Raw genomic sequence first — 17,659 nt, 5'->3', positions numbered from 1 at the left:
CCAGCCCCGCTGACCTCGACACTGGCAAGGAAAAAGTTGATCCGAAGGCCCCTCCACCGGCCGGATCAACATTCCGTGATTGTTCAGGACCACCCGCCTTCACCTGTGATTAACGAGTCCTTCATGTCAGGCCTTCTAAAGTCATGGCTGCCGGTATCACTCGATGTCCCTTTCACCGGCTGTGTGGAGGTACGAGCCCATGGGGCGCCCCGAAAGACCACTGGACCCCTCGGCCGGGCCCGTCGCACGGTTCGCGCACGAGCTGAGGCAACTGCGCGGTGCCGCGGGCAGCCCCTCCTACCGGGCGATGGCCAAGGAGACCGGCTGCGGCGCGACAACGCTGTCACAGGCGGCCGCCGGGGAGCGGCTGCCCGCGCTCGGCGTCGTCGAGGCGTACGTCCGGGCCTGCGGGGGCGACCCGGCGGAGTGGCGGCAGCGCTGGAAGGAGGCCGAGCACGAGGTGAACCGGGCCGTGCCCGAACCCCTCGAGCCGGCTTCGGCGCCCTACCGCGGTCTCGTCCGGTTCGAACCGGACGACCGGCATCTGTTCTTCGGCCGGGACCGGACGCTGGACCAACTGGGAGAACTGGTGTGCGAGCACCGGTTCGCGGTGCTGTTCGGCCCCTCGGGCAGCGGCAAGTCCTCGCTGCTGCGCGCCGGCCTGGTGCCCCGGCTGCGGGAGGAACTCGCCCGACGCCCCTCCCCGGCCGTGCTGCGGATCCTCACCCCGGGGGCGAAGCCCGCCACGACGTACGGGCACCTGCTGAGCCCCGCGCCGGACGGGCCGGAGAGCTGGGTCATCGTGGACCAGTTCGAGGAGGTCTTCACCCTCTGTTCCGACTCATGGGAGCGCTCCCACTTCATCGAGCTGCTGCTCGCCGCCCGCGCCCCGGAGAGCGGACTGCGGGTGCTCGTCGCCGTGCGCGCCGACTTCTACGCGCGCTGCGCCGACCACCCCGACCTGGCGCGGGCGCTGAACGAGGCCGGACTGCTGCTGTGCCCGATGACCGCCGAGGAGCTGCGGGAGGCGGTGGTCAAACCGGCGCAGTCCGCCGGCTGCCTGGTGGAACGGCCGCTGACGGCACGCCTGGTGGAGGAGGTCCAGGCCGAGCCGGGCGGACTGCCGATGCTGGGGCACGTCCTGCTGGAGACCTGGCGCCGCCGCAAGGGCCGCATGCTCACCGTCGCCGGGTACGAGGCGGCCGGCGGGTTGCGCGGCGCGATCGCGGCGACCGCCGAGGAGGTGTACGGGGAGCTGTCGCCCGGCCAGGCGCGGGCGGCGCGTCACCTGCTGCTGCGGATGGTCGTACCGGGTCAGGGCACGCCCGACACCCGGCGCCCGCTCCCCCACGAGGAACTGTCGCAGTGCCCGGCCGGGCAGGAGGTGGCGGAACGGCTGACCCGCGCCCGGCTGCTGACCGCCGACCAGGACGGGGTGCACCTGGCGCACGAGGCGCTGATCAGCTGCTGGCCCCGGCTGCACGGCTGGATCGAGGAGGACCGTGAGCGGCTGCGCCACCACCGAGCTCTCTCGGAGGCGGCCCGTGCCTGGCGGGAGGACGGCGGGTGTCCCGGCGCCCTGTACCGGGGCGCCCAGCTGGCCCGCGCCGAGGAACTCTTCCCGGACCCCGCCGCCCATCCGGCGCTGACCGCACCGGAGCGGGACTTCCTCGGCGCCTCGCTGGAGGCGCGCCGGGCGGAGGTCCGGGCCGCGGCCCGGATCAGCCGCAGGCACCGGATCCTCACCGGGGCGCTGTCCGCCGCGCTGGCGATCGCCCTGCTCACGGCGTTCGCCGTGTGGCGGGAGCACGACGACAACGTGCGCCGGCGCACCCAGGACGCAGCCCGCCGCGTCGCCGGGGTCGCCGACGCCCTGCGGACGACCGACCCCCGCGCCGCGCTGCTGCTGGGCGCGGCCTCCTGGCGGATCGCCGAACTGCCCGAGACCCGCCGGGCCCTGCTCGGCTCCCTCACCCAGCCGGAGTCGGCCGCCTTCACGGACCCGACGCCCGGTGACACGCCCCAGCGGCTGCTCACGGACGCCGGGCGCACCCTGGTCAGCGTCGGCGACGGCACGTGGCGGAGCTGGGACGCGACCACCCACCGGCGCACCGGCTCGGGACGGTTCCCCCAGGGGCAGGTGACCGCCGTCGGCCCGCACGCGCGCGTGCTCGCGGTCATCGGCCCGGACGGAACCCGGCTGTGGGACACCGCGCGCGGCCGCTGGACCGCCGGCTCGGCGGTGCTCCCCTCGCTGTTCGACGTGCGCTTCACCGACGACGGCCGGTCCTATCTGACCGCCGACGCGAACCGGCTGCGGCTGGGCTCGGTCGCGGACGGCCGGGTGCTGTTCGAGGCGCGGGCGCCGGACACGACGGCCACGGCCCTCAGCGCGGACGGCCGGTACGCGGCGGCCTGCCCCGTCGGGCAGGCGCCGCGCCTGTGGGACACCACGACGGGCCGCACGGTGAGCGGCGCCTGGGAGCGGGCACGGATGTGCCGCCCGGGGGCCGTGCAGTTCACGCTCGGCGCCGGCCGGATGGCCGCCGTCACCGAGGGCAAGGTCCGGATCTGGGACGTACGCACCGGCCGCCACCTCGTCGACCTCGCCGATCCCGGCGTGCACGACCTCGCCTTCAGCGCGGACGGCGCCTTCGTCGCCGGGGCCGACCTCGCCGAGTTGCGGGTGTGGCGGCTCACCGCGCCGGACACACCCGTCTTCCGGTACTCGTTGAACAACCAGCCCGTCGACGCCGGCCCGTTCTTCACCCGGGGCGGCCGTACGCTGCGCTATCTGGAGGGCGGCACCGTCCACACCCTCGGCCTCGCCGCCGCCGTCACCCATGACTGGCGCCCGGTCGCCCAGGACGACGTGCGGCTCAGCCCGGACGGCCGGACCTACGCCACCGCCGAGCGGACCGGCGACCACTACCTCGTCCGCCTGCGCGCCACGGCCGACGACCGCGTGCTGCACACGTTCCCCCCGGTGCCGATCCCGGCCTCGGTCAACCCGGACGAGCCCGTCACCCCGCTCGACGTCCTGCCGCTGCTCGTGTTCAGCACGGACGGCACCCGGTTCGGGTACGGCGTCTCGGCGACGGGTCACGAGCTGGCCGCCCAGCGCTTCTCCGTGTGGGACGTGCGGCACCGGCGGGCCGTGAGCACGCTCGACCTGCCGGGCGCGTCCGTGCTCGCGGCCGCCCTGGGCCCGGGGGGCCGCACCCTGCACCTCGTCCGCATGGGCGAGGACGTCGACCGCGCCTTCGACGAGGTCTGGGACACCGCTACCCGGCGGCGCACCGCGCTGCCGGGCGGACCGGCCGGGGACACCCCGGTGTTCCGCGGTGACGGACGGCTGCTCGTCGGCGACGGCATCGTGGCCCGGCCCCCCTCCTGGCGGACGACCGGGCGGGACCTCGTCGAGGGCGGTCCCACCATGGCCCTGGCCTTCGCCGCCGACGGCTCACGGCTGGCGGCCGGGGACCAGACCGGCCGCGTCACCCTGTGGGACGGCGAGGCGCGCCACCGTGCGGCCGTGCTGCCCAACACCTTCCCGCCGCCGGTCGCGGCCCGACCCGAGCCGGAGGCGGTGACGGCGCTCGCGTTCAGCCCCGACGGGCGCACCCTGGCGGTCGGCGGGGACGCCGGTGACCTGCAACTGTGGGACATGCCCACCGGGCGGCCGATCGGCGGTTCGCTCACAACGCCCGGGGAGGCCGTGTACACCCTCGCGTTCGGCCCGGACGGCACGACGTTGTACGCGGGCAGCGCCCACGTCCCGTTGCAGCGGTACGACCTCGACCCCGCCCACGCCCTGGCACGGGCGTGCGCCCGCGCGGGCGGCCCCGGCCCGAGCCGGTCCCAGTGGGAGACCTACGTCCCGGACGCCCCGTACCGGCAGGTGTGCGGAACCGAGTGAGAGCGACCTGAAATCGGCAGTGACCCACAGAAAACGGCGCGCGGCGCGGCGACCGTCTCGCATGCATCGGCCCTCACCGGCTGTGCCGGTGGGGCCCCATTGCGGGCACGGGTCCGGCACCGGACCACACGATCCAGGCCCCACGACACCACAGAGGGCTTCGGATCACTCCTCGACGCCGTATCGGGCCGCGATGCCGTCGATCACCAGCGCCAGGCCCTCCTCGAAGTGGGTGTCGTAGTCCTCGAAGATCTCCGCGCCCGCGGCCGCCGCGAGGGGGAAGTCGGCCAGCAGGCGGGCGCGTTCGGCGAGGTCGTAGCCCTCGCGGCGCTCGTCCGGGAGGGGGTGGACGCCCTGTTCCTCGGTGACGAAGCCGAGGGTGTACGCGTAGGACGTCGTCGTGGCGCGTACGGCCTGGGCGAGGGTGAAGCCGGCCGACGCGAGCAGGCGGAGGGTGTCCTCCATCTGTGCGGCGTGCTCGATGCCGGTGAAGCGTGAGCCGCTGAAGACCTTGGCGCCGTCGCGGTAGCCGAGCAGTGCGGTGCGCAGTCCGCGGTTGGCCTTCAGCAGGCGTTCGCGCCAGGTGTCGGCGGGGTGGAAGGAGGCGCCGGCCACCATCCGGCGGTACATCTCCGTGGCCATCTCGTCGAGCAGGGCCTGTTTGTCCTTGAAGTGCCAGTAGAGGGCCGGCGCCTTGACGTCCAGTTCCCGGGCGATGGCGCGCAGGGTCAGGCCGTCGAGGCCGGTCTCGTTCAGGAGCTTCAGGGCGGTGTCGGCGACCCGGGTGCGGTCCAGGGGCGCTCGGCGGTCCGTGTTCACACTTGACAGCTTAACGGCGTTAAGTCCATGCTCGCACCCAAGCCGCACTTAACAACGTTAAGGAAGGATGGCATGGACACCGATGTGCTGATCGTGGGCGCGGGCCCGACCGGACTCGCCCTCGGCGTCGACCTCGCCCGGCGCGGGGTCGAGACGACGGTCGTGGAGCGGGGCGCGGAACTCTTCCCGGGCTCGCGCGGCAAGGGGCTCCAGCCCCGCACGATGGAGGTCTTCGACGACCTGGGCGTGCTCGACGCGATCCGCGCGGCGGGCGGGCACCACCCCGTCGGCATGATCTGGCAGAACGGCGAGCGCAAGGGCGAACACCGGATGTTCGACCCCGCCGAGGCGACCGAGGACTCGCCGTACAACGAACCGTGGATGGTGCCGCAGTGGCGGACGCAGGAGATCCTGCGGGCCCGGCTGGAGGAACTGGGCGGGGCGGTCGCCTTCGGACGCGAGGCGGTGCGGCTGCAGCAGGACGGGGCCGGGGTGACGGTCGGCTTCGCCGCCGGGAAGCCGGTCCGCGCCCGCTACGTCGTCGCCGCCGACGGCGGCCGCTCGGCCGTGCGGCGCGCGCTCGGCATCGGCATGACCGGGGAACCGGTGGACCCGCAGCCGATGCTGGTGGCGGACGTCAGGATCACCGGCCTGGACCGGGACAACTGGCACATCTTCCCGCCGGGCCCGGACAGCGAGGTCTTCCTGGCCGTCTGCCCGCTGCCCGGCACCGAGGACTTCCAGGTCGTCGCCCGGTTCCCGGCGGACGCCCCGGTGGACGTCTCCCCCGAGGGCGTACGCAAGACGGTGGCCGCCCGCTCCCATCTCGCCCCCGAGGACGTCAAGGAGGTGCGCTGGGCCTCGGACTTCCGGCCGCGCACGGCGCTGGCGGACCGGTTCCGGGACGGGCGGGTGTTCCTCGCGGGCGACGCCGCACACCTGCACTCCCCCGCGGGCGGGCAGGGCCTGAACACCAGCGTCCAGGACGCCTACAACCTCGGCTGGAAGCTGGCGGCGGTGCTGCGGGACGGAGCGGACGAGGCGCTGCTGGACACCTATGAGGAGGAGCGGCGGCCCGTCGCGGCGGACATGCTCCGCCTGTCGACGAGCGTGCACCGGGGCGAGACACGGCGCGGCGCGGCCACGCGCCAGCTCGGCCTGGGCTACCGGACCTCCTCCCTCACGCGGGAGACCCGCCCGGCCACGGGCCCCCTGCGGGCCGGCGACCGCGCCCCCGACGGCACGCTGGACGGCGTACGGCTCTTCGACGCGTTCCGGGGGCCGCACTGGACTCTGGTGGCGGTGGGCGTGGCGGTACCCGAGGCGCCGGTGCCGGTGGTGTGCGGACAGGCGCAGGAGTCGTACGGCCGCGGACTGTTCCTGGTACGTCCGGACGGTTACGTCGGCTGGGCCGGGAACACCGGGGACGGACTCCGGGACTACCTGGGCCGATTCGGGCTCTGGGTGTATTGAGCCGCAGCGTTGTTTACACGGCTGACGGGTGGCCGACCGTCGAGTGCGGTGTGGCAGCGATGGTAGTTGTAGGTGTGCAGGAAGCCTGCCAGAGCTGCGGTGCGTCTCCGAACTGCCGGTCGCTCGCTCGGGGGGCCTACTCCGGGGTGGCGCGCCGGTCGAGCGTTGCGGCTTGGTGGGCGCGGTGGTTGGCGACGTTGACGTACAGGTCGTGCGGTTCGGGAATCCGGGTGGCGTCCAGCCGCGTTCGGCCAACAGCCACTCTTGCGCCCCTACTTTCGTCCAGGAGAACCTCTCTCATGTCAGAGCCGGAGATCGATGCCGTCGTGTTCGACGTGCTCGGCACGCTCGTCGACGAACCCGCTGGTATCCGCGCCGGCATTCGTGAACTCGCCCCCTCTCTCGACGATTCCAGGGTCGAGCAGCTCTTGTCGCTGTGGCAGCAGCACATCGACCGCGAGCAACGCCGCATCCTCGACGGCGCCCGGCCCTACGTCACCAGCGACGTCCTCGACCTGGAAGCCGCCCGGCTCGTCGCCGACGCCGCCGGAGTCGACGACCCGACCGCCGTAGCGGCACTGGCCCTGTCAGGTCGCAGGCTCCCACCGTGGCCCGACACCGTGGCAGGGCTCGCCCGACTCGCCGAACGGTTCCCACTCATCGGACTCTCCAATGCGAGCCGGACGGCGCTGCTGGGAATCAACGCCCACGCTGGACTGCGCTGGCACCAGGCCCTGTCCGCCGAAGACGCCCGCACCTACAAGCCGGACCCAGCGGTCTACCAGCTGGCCGTCACCGTCTCGGAACGACCGCCGGAGCGGCTTCTGATGGTCGCCGCCCACACCTGGGACCTGCGCGGAGCACGGCGCCTCGGCCTGCGCACTGCCTACGTCGCCCGCCCCGTCGGCGACCGGCCTACCTCCTCGGACGGGTTCGACCTGCACGCCGACGATCTGGCCGGCCTGGCTGACCAACTCGAGCATGTCTAGTGGCTCGGCTCGCATCGTTGACCGGGTAACCGACGTGCTGCCCGGTGGTCAGCAGACTGTCTCCAAGACTTGATCTTGGAGGTGGTCGTGGGACGTCGACCGAGTGATTTCCTCCGGCCGGTCAGCATGGACGAGGGACGTCGGCTGCAGCGGATCAGCCGGACCGCGAAGGACCCGGTCCGGCTGCGGCGGGCGATCGTGGTGCTGATGTCCGCCCAGGGCCAGACGGTCAAGGACATCACCTCGCTGATGCAGGTCAGCGAGGACTACGTCCGCGACGTCATCCACGCCTTCAACGAGCGGGGGTTCGACGCGCTGGACCCCAAAATGGAGCGGGGGACGCCCCCAGACGATCAGTGAGCGGGTGCGCGAGCACATCCGCCTGATCGCCCGGACGTCCCCCGCCGACTGGAACATCGCCGCCTTCTCCACCTGGAGCCTTGCCAAACTCGCAGCCCACCTGGTCGAACGGCACGTGGTTGCGACGATCAGCCGGGAGAGCCTGCGCCGCATCCTGCGCGACGGCAAGGTCTCCTGGCAGGCCACGACCACCTGGAAGGCGTCCACCGACCTGGACTTCATCACCAAGATGCACCAGGTCCTGGCCCTGTACGACATCCCGCCGACCGACGGGCGAGTGATATGAGTAGCCCACACTCCTGAACAGGGCCCCTGCCTGCAGTTTCTCCGCGGGCGGGGACCCTGTGTTCGTTCGTCGGCGGTGTCAGCGGGCGCCGGTGGGCGGGTCCTCGCCATCCGCCGGTCCGGTCCGGTCGGCGCCCTTCGACATGACCCGCGCCAACTCGAAGCTGAGGGCCGCCATGAGGGCATAGGAGAGGGACGCGCCCCGGGCGCTCATCATGCTGTCCGAGTCCTTGGTGGGGAACCAGAACTCGGCCGTCGGGCCGTCGGCGACGAACGCCACGAGCGCCGCGACGGCGAGCCCCGAGAACCCGAGCGCGGGAACGCTGCAGACCAGCATCCATTTCCATCGCCGCTTCACGACACCTCCCTGTAGGTAGGACCGTATGGTACGGCCGGGGACGGGTCGGCCGAGGAGCCAGGGGGCGAGGAGGCCGGCCGTGGTCGGCGTGAATCCGCAGGCGTCGAGGGAGAACGGCCGCAGGTCCTCCTCGAAGTCGACGTGGAGCCACGCGCAGCCCGCCTCGCGGGCCCGCCGGGTGGCCTCCGCGACGAGTGCGGCCCCGACGCCGGAGCGGCGGTGGTCGTCCGCGACCACGGTGTCGAGGACGAACGCGTGACTGCCACCGCCCCACGCGACGTTGACGAAGCCGACGAGTCCGCCGCCTGCGCGTGCGCAGCCCCAGCCGAGGCTGTGGCGCCGGAGCCGGGCCGCCCAGCCGGCGCTCGGGGCCGGGTGGCCAATACCCTTCGTGTGCAGCGCGTCGAGCGCGGCGTCGTCGATGTCGCCCCGCCACTCGTACGTGATCTTCATGGCGCGAGCCCAGGCAGCGCCTTCAAATGATCACGGCTGGTGGTTCACGGGGGCGCCGGACGAATGGGCCTACGCCCGCCCCTACCGCTCTGAACAGGAACGACGCGACGCCTTCCCCGGCCGGCTGCACACCTACAATCGCCACCGCGGACACACCGCGCTCAAGGGTCAGCCAGATGTTGTAGCGGCGGATCATGCTGCCCTGTCCGTCTTCGCCTCCGAGGCTCAGCGAGCGCGAGTTGACTCTCCCCTTACGTCAGGCTTGAGGCTGTGTACCGACGAAAGGGCAGGTGGATGAGCTACTCCGTGGGGCAAGTCTCGGCCTTCGCCGGGGTGACGGTGCGGACACTGCCTCACTACGACAAGGCAGGGCTGCTCTCGCCCAGTGACCGCAGCCAGGCCGGATACCGGCTCTACAGTGAGGCTGACCTGGTCCGTCTCCAGCAGATCCTCTTCTACCGTGAACTCGGCTTCCCTCATCGACGAGATCACCGCGATCTTCAAGGATCCGCAGGCGAACCCCTCGGAGCGGCTCCGGGCCCGGCAGCGGCAGTTGAGTGAGGAGATCGCAAGGCTGCAGCGGCTGGCCGAGGTGGCGGAACGGGCGATAGAGGTCCAGAAGACCAGGGTGTCCCTAAGTCCTGGCGGATCTTCCGGCACGCCCGCTGCAGCCCGAACCGCATAACGCCAATTGCCAAAGCCGTACTCACTCTGGAGCGGCACCGCTGAAGAACCTCATTGTTTGCCGCCACCCAGGCGCCCACCCAATGGCACTTCTTCGTGGTCAGGTGCGGGGAGAAGTTGTCGCACACGATCGCGATCCGCACGGTCGGACCCTCGGCATCGTCGATCTCTCGGACCTGTACGCCTATTGCCATCAGCACGGAGTGGCCGCCCCCTGGCCCTCGGTACAGCACCCGGACCGCGCGTCACATCACAACAGGCCAACCGTTCGCTGTTACACCACGCGGCCGCTCTGTCGGAACCGTGCACCACGCCGCCGCGTCCATCACGGGCATGGGCGAGAGAACCGCGCAACGGGCCACGGGTATGAACCCGAAGACTGAGGGCGGCGCCGGATGCCTACTCGCCGGCCTCGGTGCGACAGTCGCGCCGCTTGCCTGGGCACCGCGGGCCGCGGTCAATATCGACGGAGGATTCGAGGGCCATGCCCGCGATCTGAGCGTACTCGTCATCGATCTGCCGCTCATCGTGCTCGGCGGCGCACTGGTTCCGCTCTTCGCCTGGGCGTTGGCCACCAGATGGGTGCACCGCCCCTGGGTCGCGGCACTCGTAGCCTTGGCCGCGCTCGCGCTCGCGGTGTGGGGGCTCACCGAGTGGTGGACCCCCCGCCGGCAGCCAAACCCCGGTTACGGACCTGGGATCTGACCACGGCGTCCGCACATCGCAGCGCAACCAGCAGCCCCAGGATCACAACATCCCCGCGCCGTCGGCTGCCGTACTCGTCGAAGTGACGGGCGACCCGGCCTGTGAACCGGCCGCCGGTGGTCTCCGGCCGAGGTCCGCAGAACGCGTGGAAGCCGAAGCGGTCAGTCAGGTAGCTGCCGACTGGCGACCAGGCCAGGGTTGCCAGTACGGGCACCAACCCGTTGTGCCAACACCACGCCACCGTCTCCGTGATGCCCGAACCCAAGGGAAGCCCGTCGAGCCGGCCAGAGACCTGATCTTCGGGAACCCCCGCCCAGCCCGCGGCATCCAGCTCGGAGACCTGCCGATTGGCCAGGACACCCGCGGCGTAGGCGTCCTCGGCCTTGGCCAACTCGTCCCGAAGGCCAAGGAAGCCGGCCAGAACGACCGACGAACTCGTACCTGGGACGAGAGTGCCCCCTCCCAGCGCAGCCGGGCGACCACTTCCGATGCACGCCCTCAAGCATGGTGCTCCTGCTGCGCCGGAAGCTGTGGCGGGGTGCCGTGCTGCTGACGGCGGAGCACTGCGCACGACCGAAGGTGGTGGACCGCCTACCCTGCCGCCACCAGCCGTTCGTGGGTGCGGTGTTCGGGGACGCGCGTGCCCATGAACACCGTGGTGCCGCGCAGCCGGAAGCCCAGGGCCTGGTACAGGCGGACGGCGCCCGTGTTGTCGGCCGCCGCCTGGAGGAACGGGGTCTCGCCGCGCTTCTTGATGCCGTGGGCGACGGCGAGTACCAGGCGCCCGGCCAGCCCTTGGCCGCGGGCGGCCGGGTCGGTGCAGACCGCGCTGATCTCCGTCCAGCCCGGCGGGTGCAGCCGCTCCCCCGCCATGGCGACCAGGGCGCCGTCGCGCCGGATGCCCAGGTAGGTGCCGAGTTCCAGGGTGCGGGGCAGGAAGGGGCCGGGTCGGGTGCGCGCGACCAGGTCGAGCATCTCGGGTACGTCGGCAGGGCCGAGGCGGACCGCCTCCGGGTCCGGTACGGCGGCCACGCCGTCGTCCACCAGTTGCACCCCTTCGGCGCGGAAGGTGACCTCCCAGCCCTCGGGGACCGTGCCGCGGAATCCGATGAGCAGGGCCTGCGCCCCGGGGCCGGCGAGCTCCGCCACGTCGGCCCAGTCGCCGTCCGCCGGGTCGTCGGGCAGGGCGACCCAGGGCGACACGTCGGCGGGGTAGCGCAGCACCCGGCCGCGCCGCTCGGCGAACCGGGCGTGCGGGCCGGTCAGGGAGGCCAGGGCCGGGTTGTCGAGGACCGCCTCGTGCGCCGTGGACATCTGCTCCCACACTCCTTCACTGCCCCGCGGGCGGGGTTCACCGCCACAGACGCCAAGCAAGATCGGCCGATGGCTATTCCCGCACGCCGGGGCACGTACGGTTGAATGAACAACGTACTGATCACGCCCGACCCGCGGGCCGCCGCGCGCCGGCCTGGAGGCACCACTCGTATGAACGTCACCCGAGGCTTCACCGGGCGCCCACGCGTCGACAACCCCGGGCTGCCGCCCGGCCAGTACGACGCGGGCGACGACTGGCCCGTCCTGTCCGCCGAGGTCACGCCCGACCTCACGCCCGAGGAGTGGACCTTCCGTATCGACGGACTGGTCGAGCGGGAGCACACCTGGGACTGGGCCGAGGCGCACGCGCTGCCGGCGTCGGCGTACGAGGGCGACATCCACTGTGTGACGAGCTGGTCGAAGTTCGGGGTGCGGTTCGGCGGTGTCTCGCTGGACGCCTTCCTGGATGTGGTCCGGCCCCAGGCGGCGGCCACCCATGCCGTGGCCTACTCCCACACCGGGTACACCACGAACCTGCCGCTGGCGGACCTCACCGGCGGGCGCGCCTGGATCGCCTGGGAGTACGACGGGCAGCCGCTCGCCCCCGAGCACGGCGGTCCGGCACGGCTGCTGGTGCCGCACCTGTACTTCTGGAAGAGCGCCAAGTGGATCGCCGGACTGCGGCTCCTCGACCACGACGAGCCGGGCTTCTGGGAGCAGAACGGCTACCACGCCCGCGGCAACCCCTGGGAAGAGCAGAGGTACTCCGGTGACTGAGGCAGATTTTCGTGTGGCGGAGGCAGAACTTCCGGGAGCTGAGGCAGACCTTCCGGTGGCCGGCACCTTCGCTCCCCCCACCCGGTTCGCCGTGCCCGGACGCATCGCCGTGCACCAGGGGACGGCGACGCAGTGGCAGACCGCCACCCTCACCGAGATCCGGCGCGAGACCCCGCACGCCGCGACCTTCCGCTTCGCGGTGCCCGGCTGGGCTGGCCATCTGCCCGGCCAGCACCTGATGCTGCGGCTGACCGCCGAGGACGGCTACACCGCCCAGCGCCACTACTCCCTCGCCTCCGCTCCCGACGACTCCGGGCACATCGAGCTGACCCTGGACCATGTCGAGGGCGGCGAGGTCTCGGGCTGGTTCCACACGGTGGCCCGGCCCGGCGACCAGGTGCAGGTGCGCGGCCCGCTGAGCGGCTTCTTCGCCTGGCCCGGGGACCGGCCCGCGCTGCTGCTCGGCGCCGGATCCGGGGTCGTACCGCTGATGTCGATGGTGCGGCACCACCGGGCGCGCGCCCTGGACGTGCCGCTGCGGCTGCTGGTCTCGGCGCGCAGCCCCGAGGAGCTGATCTACGCGCGGGAGTACGGCGCGGAGACGACGCCCGTGTTCACGCGCAGCGCCCCGCACGGTGTGCCGGTGGGACGTGTGTCGGCCGCGCATGTGGCGGCGCTCCTGGCCGAGCGTCCGCCCGGTGGGTGGGAGGCCTACGTGTGCGGCTCGAACGGGTTCGCCGAGCACGCCTCGCGCCTGCTCGTCCAGGCAGGCCAGCCGGTGGACCGTATCCGGATCGAACGCTTCGGCTGACCCTCCGTGCCCGGAATGCCCGGGCCCTTGTGAGGAGACGGGCAGGTGGCCGGCGGCTGCGGCGCCGGTCGGACATCGTCGAGGCCTGGGCGGTGTCGGCGGCGGCTGTGCTGCCGCCGGTGGGCGCGCCGCCCGTGCGGGGATTGCGGGGAGCACGGCGAGGCCCGGGCAACGGCGCGTCCTCTCGGCGCGTCCCACCGCGGTGCCGTCCGGCCGAGCACGTGACCGAGCCCGTGACCGTGCGCTGGACGGACGCGCAGAGTCGTTCGCGTACGACCATGGCGCGCGTCCCCGCCGGCACCCGGCTCGGGGAGACGGTCGACGTCCGGCTCGGCCCCCGCGGCCGGAGCGTGGCCCCTGCGCCGGGAGAGGCGGAGGTCTGACAGCACAGGGCGGCCCTGATCCTGCTCGGGCACTTCACGGTACGCCGCGCCGCCCACCGCCCACCGCCCATCGCCCACCGGCTCGCCGCACGCCACCGGCAGCGGGCGCGCACCGGGCCGGAGTGGAGCCGCCGCCAAGAGCAGGTTCCCGCGGCGGTGACCCGATCATCTGCGCCCAGCCCGCGGCCGACCGGAGTCTTCGCCGCCATCCCGCGTCAACCAATTGAACCCCCGTGAACAGTGCCTTCGTCGCGCAAACGACTCGTGTCATGACGCCGACGTCGGAGTGCGACCGGACAGCACTCTGGCGAAAGGTCCGATCACCCACGTACGGTGTGATCACCGGCACGTCCTTCACAAAGGTGGTTCCCCATGGCCTGGTTCGACCTCTCGCTCGACGAACTGCGCGAGTACCGCAGTGATTCCGTGGAGCCCGAGGACTTCGACGCGTTCTGGACCAAGACGCTCCAGGAAGCCCGCGAGCACGATCTGGATGCCCGGTTCGAACCGGTCGACACGGGTCTTTCCACGGTGACGGTGTACGACGTGACGTTCGCCGGGTTCGGCGGTCACCCGGTCAAGGGCTGGCTGACGCTGCCCGCGGCGGCCGAGGAGCCGGTGCCGCTGGTGGTGGAGTTCGTCGGCTACGGCGGTGGGCGCGGACTGCCGCACGAGCACCTGCTGTGGGCCTCCACGGGCCGGGCGCACTTCGTGATGGACACCCGCGGCCAGGGCAGCACCTGGGGCGGTGGCGGCGACACCGCGGACCCGGTGGGCGGCGCTCCCGCGTACCCCGGTTTCATGACGCGAGGCATCGACGCCCCCGAGAACTACTACTACCGGCGGGTGTTCACGGACGCGGTGCGGGCGGTGGAGGCGGCCCGTTCGCATCCGCTCACCGACGCCTCGCGGACGGTCGCGACGGGCGCCAGCCAGGGCGGCGGCATCACGCTTGTGGTGGGCGGACTGGTGCCGGACCTGGTGGCGGTCGCGCCGGACGTGCCGTTCCTGTGCGACTACCCGCGCGCGGTGACGATGACGGACCGTCACCCGTACCGGGAGATCAGCCTGTACCTCAAGACGCACCGCGGCCGCGCCGAGGACGCACTGCGCACCCTGTCCTACTTCGACGGCGTGCACTTCGCGGCCCGCGGCCGGGCCCCGGCCCTGTTCTCGGCGGCCCTTGAGGACCAGACCTGCCCGCCCTCGACCATCTACGCGGCCTTCAACTCCTGGGCGCACGACGACAAGAGGATCGAGGTCTACGACTTCAACGACCACGAGGGCGGCGGCCCGTACCAGGAGGCGGCCAAGCTGCGCTGGCTGCGGTCGTACGCCTGAGCCGGCGGCCCGGCGGTGCGTCCCCGCCCGGCGGCGGACGGGGGGGCGCACCGCCGCGCCTGGGTCAGTCCGACGCGGTGCCGGCCGTTTCGGGCCGTCCCCGGTGCCGGGACCACTCCGGGGCCAGGATCGACATCACGGTCGCGTCCACCCGCTCGCCGTCCCAGAGCAGCGCGTCGCGCAGGACGCCCTCGGCGACGAATCCGACCTTCTCGTAGGCGCGGCGGGCGCGGGGGTTGAAGGCGTAGACCTCCAGGGAGATGCGGTGCAGGCCCAGCGTTTCGAAGCCGTGGCCGACGATCAGCCGGGTGGCCTCCGTACCCAGGCCGTGTCCGTAGGTGCCGGGGACGAGGCAGATACGGAAGCTGCAACTCTCGTTGCCCGGGTCCCACTCGTTCAGGACCACCTCGCCGACGACGTTCCCCGTCGCCCGCTCGACCACGGCGAGGTCAAGGCGGTCGTCCTGGTCCCGGCGGGTGGCGTACCAGGTGCGCAGCCGAGCCTCGTCGAGTTCGTCCCCGCCGTGGTGGCCAGTCAGCCGTGATGCCTCCGCGTCCCGGAACATCGGCAGCAGCGCGGGCACATCGTCCACCGTGAGGCCCCGCAGCAGTACCTGCTCCCCTTCCAGGGTGGGCTTGTCGAGGAAGTCGGGGCGCGGAACGGTTCGGACATGATCAGCCATGACCGCATTCTGTCCGGCCACCTCGGCCGGTGTCCTGTCCTTTTCCGCCCCCGCCAGTGCACCCGCGCGCGGACCGGTTTCAGCCGAACCGTCCCGACACCCTTCCCTACTGGTTTAGACCAATGCTAGATCTGGTGGCGCAATGAGCCCGCACGGCTACGGCACGTCACCAACAGGAGGGCGCGGCATGGCCCGCACCACCCCGCACGACCCGTTCACCGAGGGACAGCCCCTCTACTGGACCATCGCGACGCAACTGCTCGGCGAGTTGCGCGACGGGACCATTCCGCCCGGCGAACGGCTGCCGGGCGAACGGCAGTTGGCGCGGCACTTCGAGGTCAGCAGGGAGACCGTACGGCAGGCGCTGGAGGTGCTGCGCCACGAGGGCCTGGTCGCCACCGACCGGCGCGGCAGCCACGCCACGCTGGCCGGTCTGCCGGTGGAGAACCCCTCGGCGCTCACCTTCCCGGTCGGCGCCCGGGCAGTGGATCCGAACGCCGTGGACCGGGCGACGGTCACCTGGGAGACTCCCCCGCCGGGCCACGCGGAGGCACTGGGCCTGGCCCCCGACCGTCCGACGCTCGTGCACCGTTACGAGTCCGCCGCCGCGGACGGTCACGGCCGGCGCACGGCCGTGACGTCGTTCTCGGCCGTGGCGCTGGCCGAGGTCGAGGAGCTGGCCCGCTACCGGGACCGCCCCGGTGGCTCCCCGTCGGCCCAACTGCGGCGCGCCTACGACTGGATGCGCAAGGCAGGGCTTGCCTTGCACCACCGCGACTGCATCACCCCTCTCGCGGGCGCGTCCTCGGTCCGGGTCACCCGGCGCGTGCACGACCAGTACGACCGCCCGCTGGAGATCACCGACCTCGTCGTGGACGCCCGACGGGACGCCCTCGTCTACGAGTTCACCCTGCCGGCGGCCGGCTGACCCCGGAGAACCGCGACCGCCGGCCGCCCCCGGAGGACGCGGGACTGCCGCCGGGCGCCAGCAGGCGTCCGCCCGCCGACCAGACCGCCCTGTCATCGACGGCCCAGCCGACGCCCGCACGGCCGGTGCGGATGCGCACCAGCCCAGCCGTGCGACGCGTCGGCGTCCAGGGCGCCGGGGAGACGCACGGTCGGCTCCGCCGTCGGCACCGGGTGCGGGGTGCGCCAGCGGGCGTACAGGGCGGGCGACGGGGCGTCGGTGAGGTGGCGGCCGCCGTCGTGTCGAGGAGCGGCCGTTTGAGGGTTCGCACTCAAGGTGGCAGTTTCCTGTGGCTGCGCCGCAGCTGGACCCTGCGGTGCCCGGCGTCGACTGAACCGCCCCCGTTGGTTACCGACTTCGCTCAACCTATGATGCGCCGGGGAACGGCCAGGTCCGGGTTGGCGGACAGACGGATCAAGGCTGACGGATCGTCCTGGGAGCAGGCGTCGGCGACCACGTCGATCAGCCGGTCGTAGTCCGGTCCGGTCTTGCCCTCGTAGGCCGCGGTCATGCGGCCCCACTCGTCCCAGTTCAGTGTCTCCTGCTTGCAGAGTGCGGCGAGGTCGCGGACGACGTTGCCGCTGATCTCGTGCGGACCCCAGGCGTGATCGGTGCCGGCCACCCCGAATGCGTACGGATCGATCATGCCGCTTCGGTACTGGGCCCATGCCTCGCCGCCCGTGAGGAACTCGCCCGGAGCGAGGTCGTCGGGGCGAGTGACGAAGTCCTTGCCGAGGTGTTCGGTGTCGACCCGCACCCATCGGCGCCGGCCATCGTCCCAATACTCGGTGATCCAGTGGTCGAAGCCGCGCCCTTCCTGGAAGTAGGCGCCGAAACCGCACCGGGCGCGGGAGGTGACACCTCGCGCCCGCAGGATCGCACAGGCGATCGTGGCGAAGTGCCGGCAGGTGCCGATCACCCGCTTTTCGGGAGTTCGAGGCTGGCGCAGTGGAGCCGTATCCAGGGCAGTCAGAGCGGCGACCAGTTCGTTGACCGGCCGGATGTTCTTCTCTGCCATCCGGTCCTCGGGAATCCCCAACGCCGCGGCGTCTGCGGGCTGGACGACCAGTCCCTGAACGGCGGCGCAGATGCCGACGGGGTCGTCCGGCAGTCCCTCGACGAGCGGGAGCTGCGCCGCGTCCAAAGTCGTAAAGGGGCCGGGATGCGAGTAGTTGAGCCGGTCGTCGGTCACAGCTGAGCATCGTAAGGGCTGGGTCTGACACACCGGTCCAGCCGACCCCGGGCCCACGGCCATGAGGCGCTCCGGCACGTTTCCGGCCCAGGCCCCCTCGTGAGTTGGTAAAACGAACCCGCTCAAGGCTGCTCCGTCTGGAAGTCC

Annotated in this window: 17 protein-coding genes and 6 pseudogenes; 14 read left to right on the top strand and 9 right to left on the bottom strand. The window is 72.2% G+C overall.

Annotated elements, in window-relative coordinates:
- Positions 1–199 precede the first annotated feature (199 nt).
- Positions 200–3,919: a helix-turn-helix domain-containing protein gene (locus ICC28_RS23150; RefSeq protein WP_188290584.1), complete on the top strand. Its 3,720-nt coding sequence runs from the start codon at positions 200–202 to the stop codon at positions 3,917–3,919.
- Positions 3,920–4,084: 165 nt separating this feature from the next.
- On the opposite strand, the gene ICC28_RS23145 is transcribed toward ICC28_RS23150, so the two are convergent.
- Positions 4,085–4,738 (bottom strand): TetR/AcrR family transcriptional regulator, encoded by a 654-nt coding sequence (locus ICC28_RS23145; protein ID WP_188290583.1) that lies wholly within the window; start codon positions 4,736–4,738, stop codon positions 4,085–4,087.
- Between the two features lie 72 nt (positions 4,739–4,810).
- Here ICC28_RS23145 and ICC28_RS23140 point away from each other — a divergent pair, with 72 nt between their 5' ends.
- A complete protein-coding gene (locus ICC28_RS23140) occupies positions 4,811–6,211 on the top strand; it encodes an FAD-dependent oxidoreductase (RefSeq protein ID WP_188290582.1) in 1,401 nt (466 codons plus the stop codon).
- A 136-nt stretch (positions 6,212–6,347) separates the two neighbouring features.
- Here the strand turns inward: ICC28_RS23140 and ICC28_RS41135 are convergent, their stop codons facing one another.
- Positions 6,348–6,473, bottom strand: coding sequence for a hypothetical protein (locus tag ICC28_RS41135; protein WP_262928489.1), 126 nt, complete (start codon positions 6,471–6,473; stop codon positions 6,348–6,350).
- 37 nt (positions 6,474–6,510) lie between these two features.
- On the opposite strand from ICC28_RS41135, the gene ICC28_RS23135 reads away from it, so the two are divergent.
- The 3 genes from ICC28_RS23135 (at position 6,511) to ICC28_RS40695 (ending at position 7,846) form a co-directional block, all read left to right on the top strand.
- Positions 6,511–7,200: a haloacid dehalogenase type II gene (locus tag ICC28_RS23135; RefSeq protein WP_188290581.1), complete on the top strand. Its 690-nt coding sequence runs from the start codon at positions 6,511–6,513 to the stop codon at positions 7,198–7,200.
- 126 nt (positions 7,201–7,326) lie between these two features.
- Entirely contained in the window at positions 7,327–7,560 is a 234-nt protein-coding gene (locus ICC28_RS40700) for a helix-turn-helix domain-containing protein (RefSeq protein ID WP_223189278.1), read from the top strand.
- A 4-nt stretch (positions 7,561–7,564) separates the two neighbouring features.
- The gene (locus tag ICC28_RS40695) at positions 7,565–7,846 is read left to right on the top strand and encodes a hypothetical protein (RefSeq protein ID WP_411158618.1); all 282 of its coding nucleotides are present in this window, start codon (positions 7,565–7,567) and stop codon (positions 7,844–7,846) included.
- A 420-nt stretch (positions 7,847–8,266) separates the two neighbouring features.
- Here the strand turns inward: ICC28_RS40695 and ICC28_RS23120 are convergent.
- Positions 8,267–8,656 (bottom strand): annotated as a pseudogene (locus ICC28_RS23120) (GNAT family N-acetyltransferase); the annotation flags it as partial.
- 58 nt (positions 8,657–8,714) lie between these two features.
- Here ICC28_RS23120 and ICC28_RS23115 point away from each other — a divergent pair.
- The 3 pseudogenes from ICC28_RS23115 to ICC28_RS23105 form a co-directional block, all read left to right on the top strand.
- A pseudogene (locus ICC28_RS23115) lies at positions 8,715–8,831 on the top strand (IS481 family transposase); the annotation flags it as partial.
- A gap of 119 nt (positions 8,832–8,950) precedes the next feature.
- Positions 8,951–9,299 (top strand): annotated as a pseudogene (locus ICC28_RS41285) (MerR family transcriptional regulator); the annotation flags it as partial.
- Positions 9,266–9,385 (top strand): annotated as a pseudogene (locus ICC28_RS23105) (IS5/IS1182 family transposase); the annotation flags it as partial. The pseudogenes ICC28_RS41285 and ICC28_RS23105, both read left to right, overlap by 34 nt.
- Positions 9,386–9,393: 8 nt before the next feature.
- Here the strand turns inward: ICC28_RS23105 and ICC28_RS41280 are convergent.
- Positions 9,394–9,489 (bottom strand): annotated as a pseudogene (locus tag ICC28_RS41280) (transposase); the annotation flags it as partial.
- A 217-nt stretch (positions 9,490–9,706) separates the two neighbouring features.
- Between ICC28_RS41280 and ICC28_RS23100 the strand changes: the two are divergent.
- Entirely contained in the window at positions 9,707–10,045 is a 339-nt protein-coding gene (locus tag ICC28_RS23100) for a hypothetical protein (protein WP_223189277.1), read from the top strand.
- Positions 10,046–10,106: 61 nt separating this feature from the next.
- Here ICC28_RS23100 and ICC28_RS40685 read toward each other — a convergent pair.
- Both ICC28_RS40685 and ICC28_RS23095 read right to left on the bottom strand, forming a co-directional pair.
- Positions 10,107–10,511 (bottom strand): annotated as a pseudogene (locus ICC28_RS40685) (haloacid dehalogenase); the annotation flags it as partial.
- A gap of 125 nt (positions 10,512–10,636) precedes the next feature.
- Complete coding sequence (locus tag ICC28_RS23095; protein ID WP_188290579.1) at positions 10,637–11,359, bottom strand: GNAT family N-acetyltransferase; 723 nt, start codon at positions 11,357–11,359, stop codon at positions 10,637–10,639.
- Between the two features lie 171 nt (positions 11,360–11,530).
- On the opposite strand from ICC28_RS23095, the gene ICC28_RS23090 reads away from it, so the two are divergent.
- The 4 genes from ICC28_RS23090 (at position 11,531) to ICC28_RS23075 (ending at position 14,671) form a co-directional block, all read left to right on the top strand.
- Positions 11,531–12,136: a sulfite oxidase-like oxidoreductase gene (locus tag ICC28_RS23090; protein WP_188290578.1), complete on the top strand. Its 606-nt coding sequence runs from the start codon at positions 11,531–11,533 to the stop codon at positions 12,134–12,136.
- 55 nt (positions 12,137–12,191) lie between these two features.
- On the top strand, positions 12,192–12,947 hold the full coding sequence (locus ICC28_RS23085; RefSeq protein WP_188290577.1) for a ferredoxin reductase: 756 nt from the start codon (positions 12,192–12,194) through the stop codon (positions 12,945–12,947).
- Positions 12,948–13,168: 221 nt separating this feature from the next.
- Entirely contained in the window at positions 13,169–13,330 is a 162-nt protein-coding gene (locus ICC28_RS23080; RefSeq protein WP_188290576.1) for a hypothetical protein, read from the top strand.
- 372 nt (positions 13,331–13,702) lie between these two features.
- On the top strand, positions 13,703–14,671 hold the full coding sequence (locus tag ICC28_RS23075; protein WP_188290575.1) for an acetylxylan esterase: 969 nt from the start codon (positions 13,703–13,705) through the stop codon (positions 14,669–14,671).
- 64 nt (positions 14,672–14,735) lie between these two features.
- Here ICC28_RS23075 and ICC28_RS23070 read toward each other — a convergent pair whose 3' ends face one another.
- Positions 14,736–15,353: a GNAT family N-acetyltransferase gene (locus ICC28_RS23070; RefSeq protein WP_188290574.1), complete on the bottom strand. Its 618-nt coding sequence runs from the start codon at positions 15,351–15,353 to the stop codon at positions 14,736–14,738.
- A 187-nt stretch (positions 15,354–15,540) separates the two neighbouring features.
- On the opposite strand from ICC28_RS23070, the gene ICC28_RS23065 reads away from it, so the two are divergent.
- A complete protein-coding gene (locus tag ICC28_RS23065; RefSeq protein WP_188290573.1) occupies positions 15,541–16,281 on the top strand; it encodes a GntR family transcriptional regulator in 741 nt (246 codons plus the stop codon).
- A gap of 92 nt (positions 16,282–16,373) precedes the next feature.
- Here the strand turns inward: ICC28_RS23065 and ICC28_RS41275 are convergent, their stop codons facing one another.
- A complete protein-coding gene (locus ICC28_RS41275; RefSeq protein ID WP_317454069.1) occupies positions 16,374–16,595 on the bottom strand; it encodes a hypothetical protein in 222 nt (73 codons plus the stop codon).
- 86 nt (positions 16,596–16,681) lie between these two features.
- Positions 16,682–17,512, bottom strand: a complete 831-nt coding sequence (locus tag ICC28_RS23055) for a transglutaminase-like domain-containing protein (RefSeq protein WP_317454068.1) — start codon at positions 17,510–17,512, stop codon at positions 16,682–16,684.
- Positions 17,513–17,659: the final 147 nt, after the last annotated feature.

Source organism: Streptomyces sp. TRM68416, from assembly GCF_014596915.1.
In the GTDB taxonomy this organism is placed as follows: domain Bacteria; phylum Actinomycetota; class Actinomycetes; order Streptomycetales; family Streptomycetaceae; genus Streptomyces.
This window is presented reverse-complemented; position numbering and strand designations above follow the sequence as displayed.

Excerpts from the sequence above, each read along its gene's own strand:
- ICC28_RS23150 (WP_188290584.1), top strand. The coding sequence starts at position 200 with ATGGGGCGCCCCGAAAGACCACTGGACCCCTCGGCCGGGCCCGTCGCA.
- ICC28_RS23140 (WP_188290582.1), top strand. The coding sequence starts at position 4,811 with ATGGACACCGATGTGCTGATCGTGGGCGCGGGCCCGACCGGACTCGCC.
- ICC28_RS23135 (WP_188290581.1), top strand. The coding sequence starts at position 6,511 with ATGTCAGAGCCGGAGATCGATGCCGTCGTGTTCGACGTGCTCGGCACG.
- ICC28_RS40700 (WP_223189278.1), top strand. The coding sequence starts at position 7,327 with ATGGACGAGGGACGTCGGCTGCAGCGGATCAGCCGGACCGCGAAGGAC.
- ICC28_RS23100 (WP_223189277.1), top strand. The coding sequence starts at position 9,707 with ATGAACCCGAAGACTGAGGGCGGCGCCGGATGCCTACTCGCCGGCCTC.
- ICC28_RS23095 (WP_188290579.1), bottom strand. The coding sequence starts at position 11,359 with ATGTCCACGGCGCACGAGGCGGTCCTCGACAACCCGGCCCTGGCCTCC.
- ICC28_RS23090 (WP_188290578.1), top strand. The coding sequence starts at position 11,531 with ATGAACGTCACCCGAGGCTTCACCGGGCGCCCACGCGTCGACAACCCC.
- ICC28_RS23075 (WP_188290575.1), top strand. The coding sequence starts at position 13,703 with ATGGCCTGGTTCGACCTCTCGCTCGACGAACTGCGCGAGTACCGCAGT.
- ICC28_RS23070 (WP_188290574.1), bottom strand. The coding sequence starts at position 15,353 with ATGGCTGATCATGTCCGAACCGTTCCGCGCCCCGACTTCCTCGACAAG.
- ICC28_RS23065 (WP_188290573.1), top strand. The coding sequence starts at position 15,541 with ATGGCCCGCACCACCCCGCACGACCCGTTCACCGAGGGACAGCCCCTC.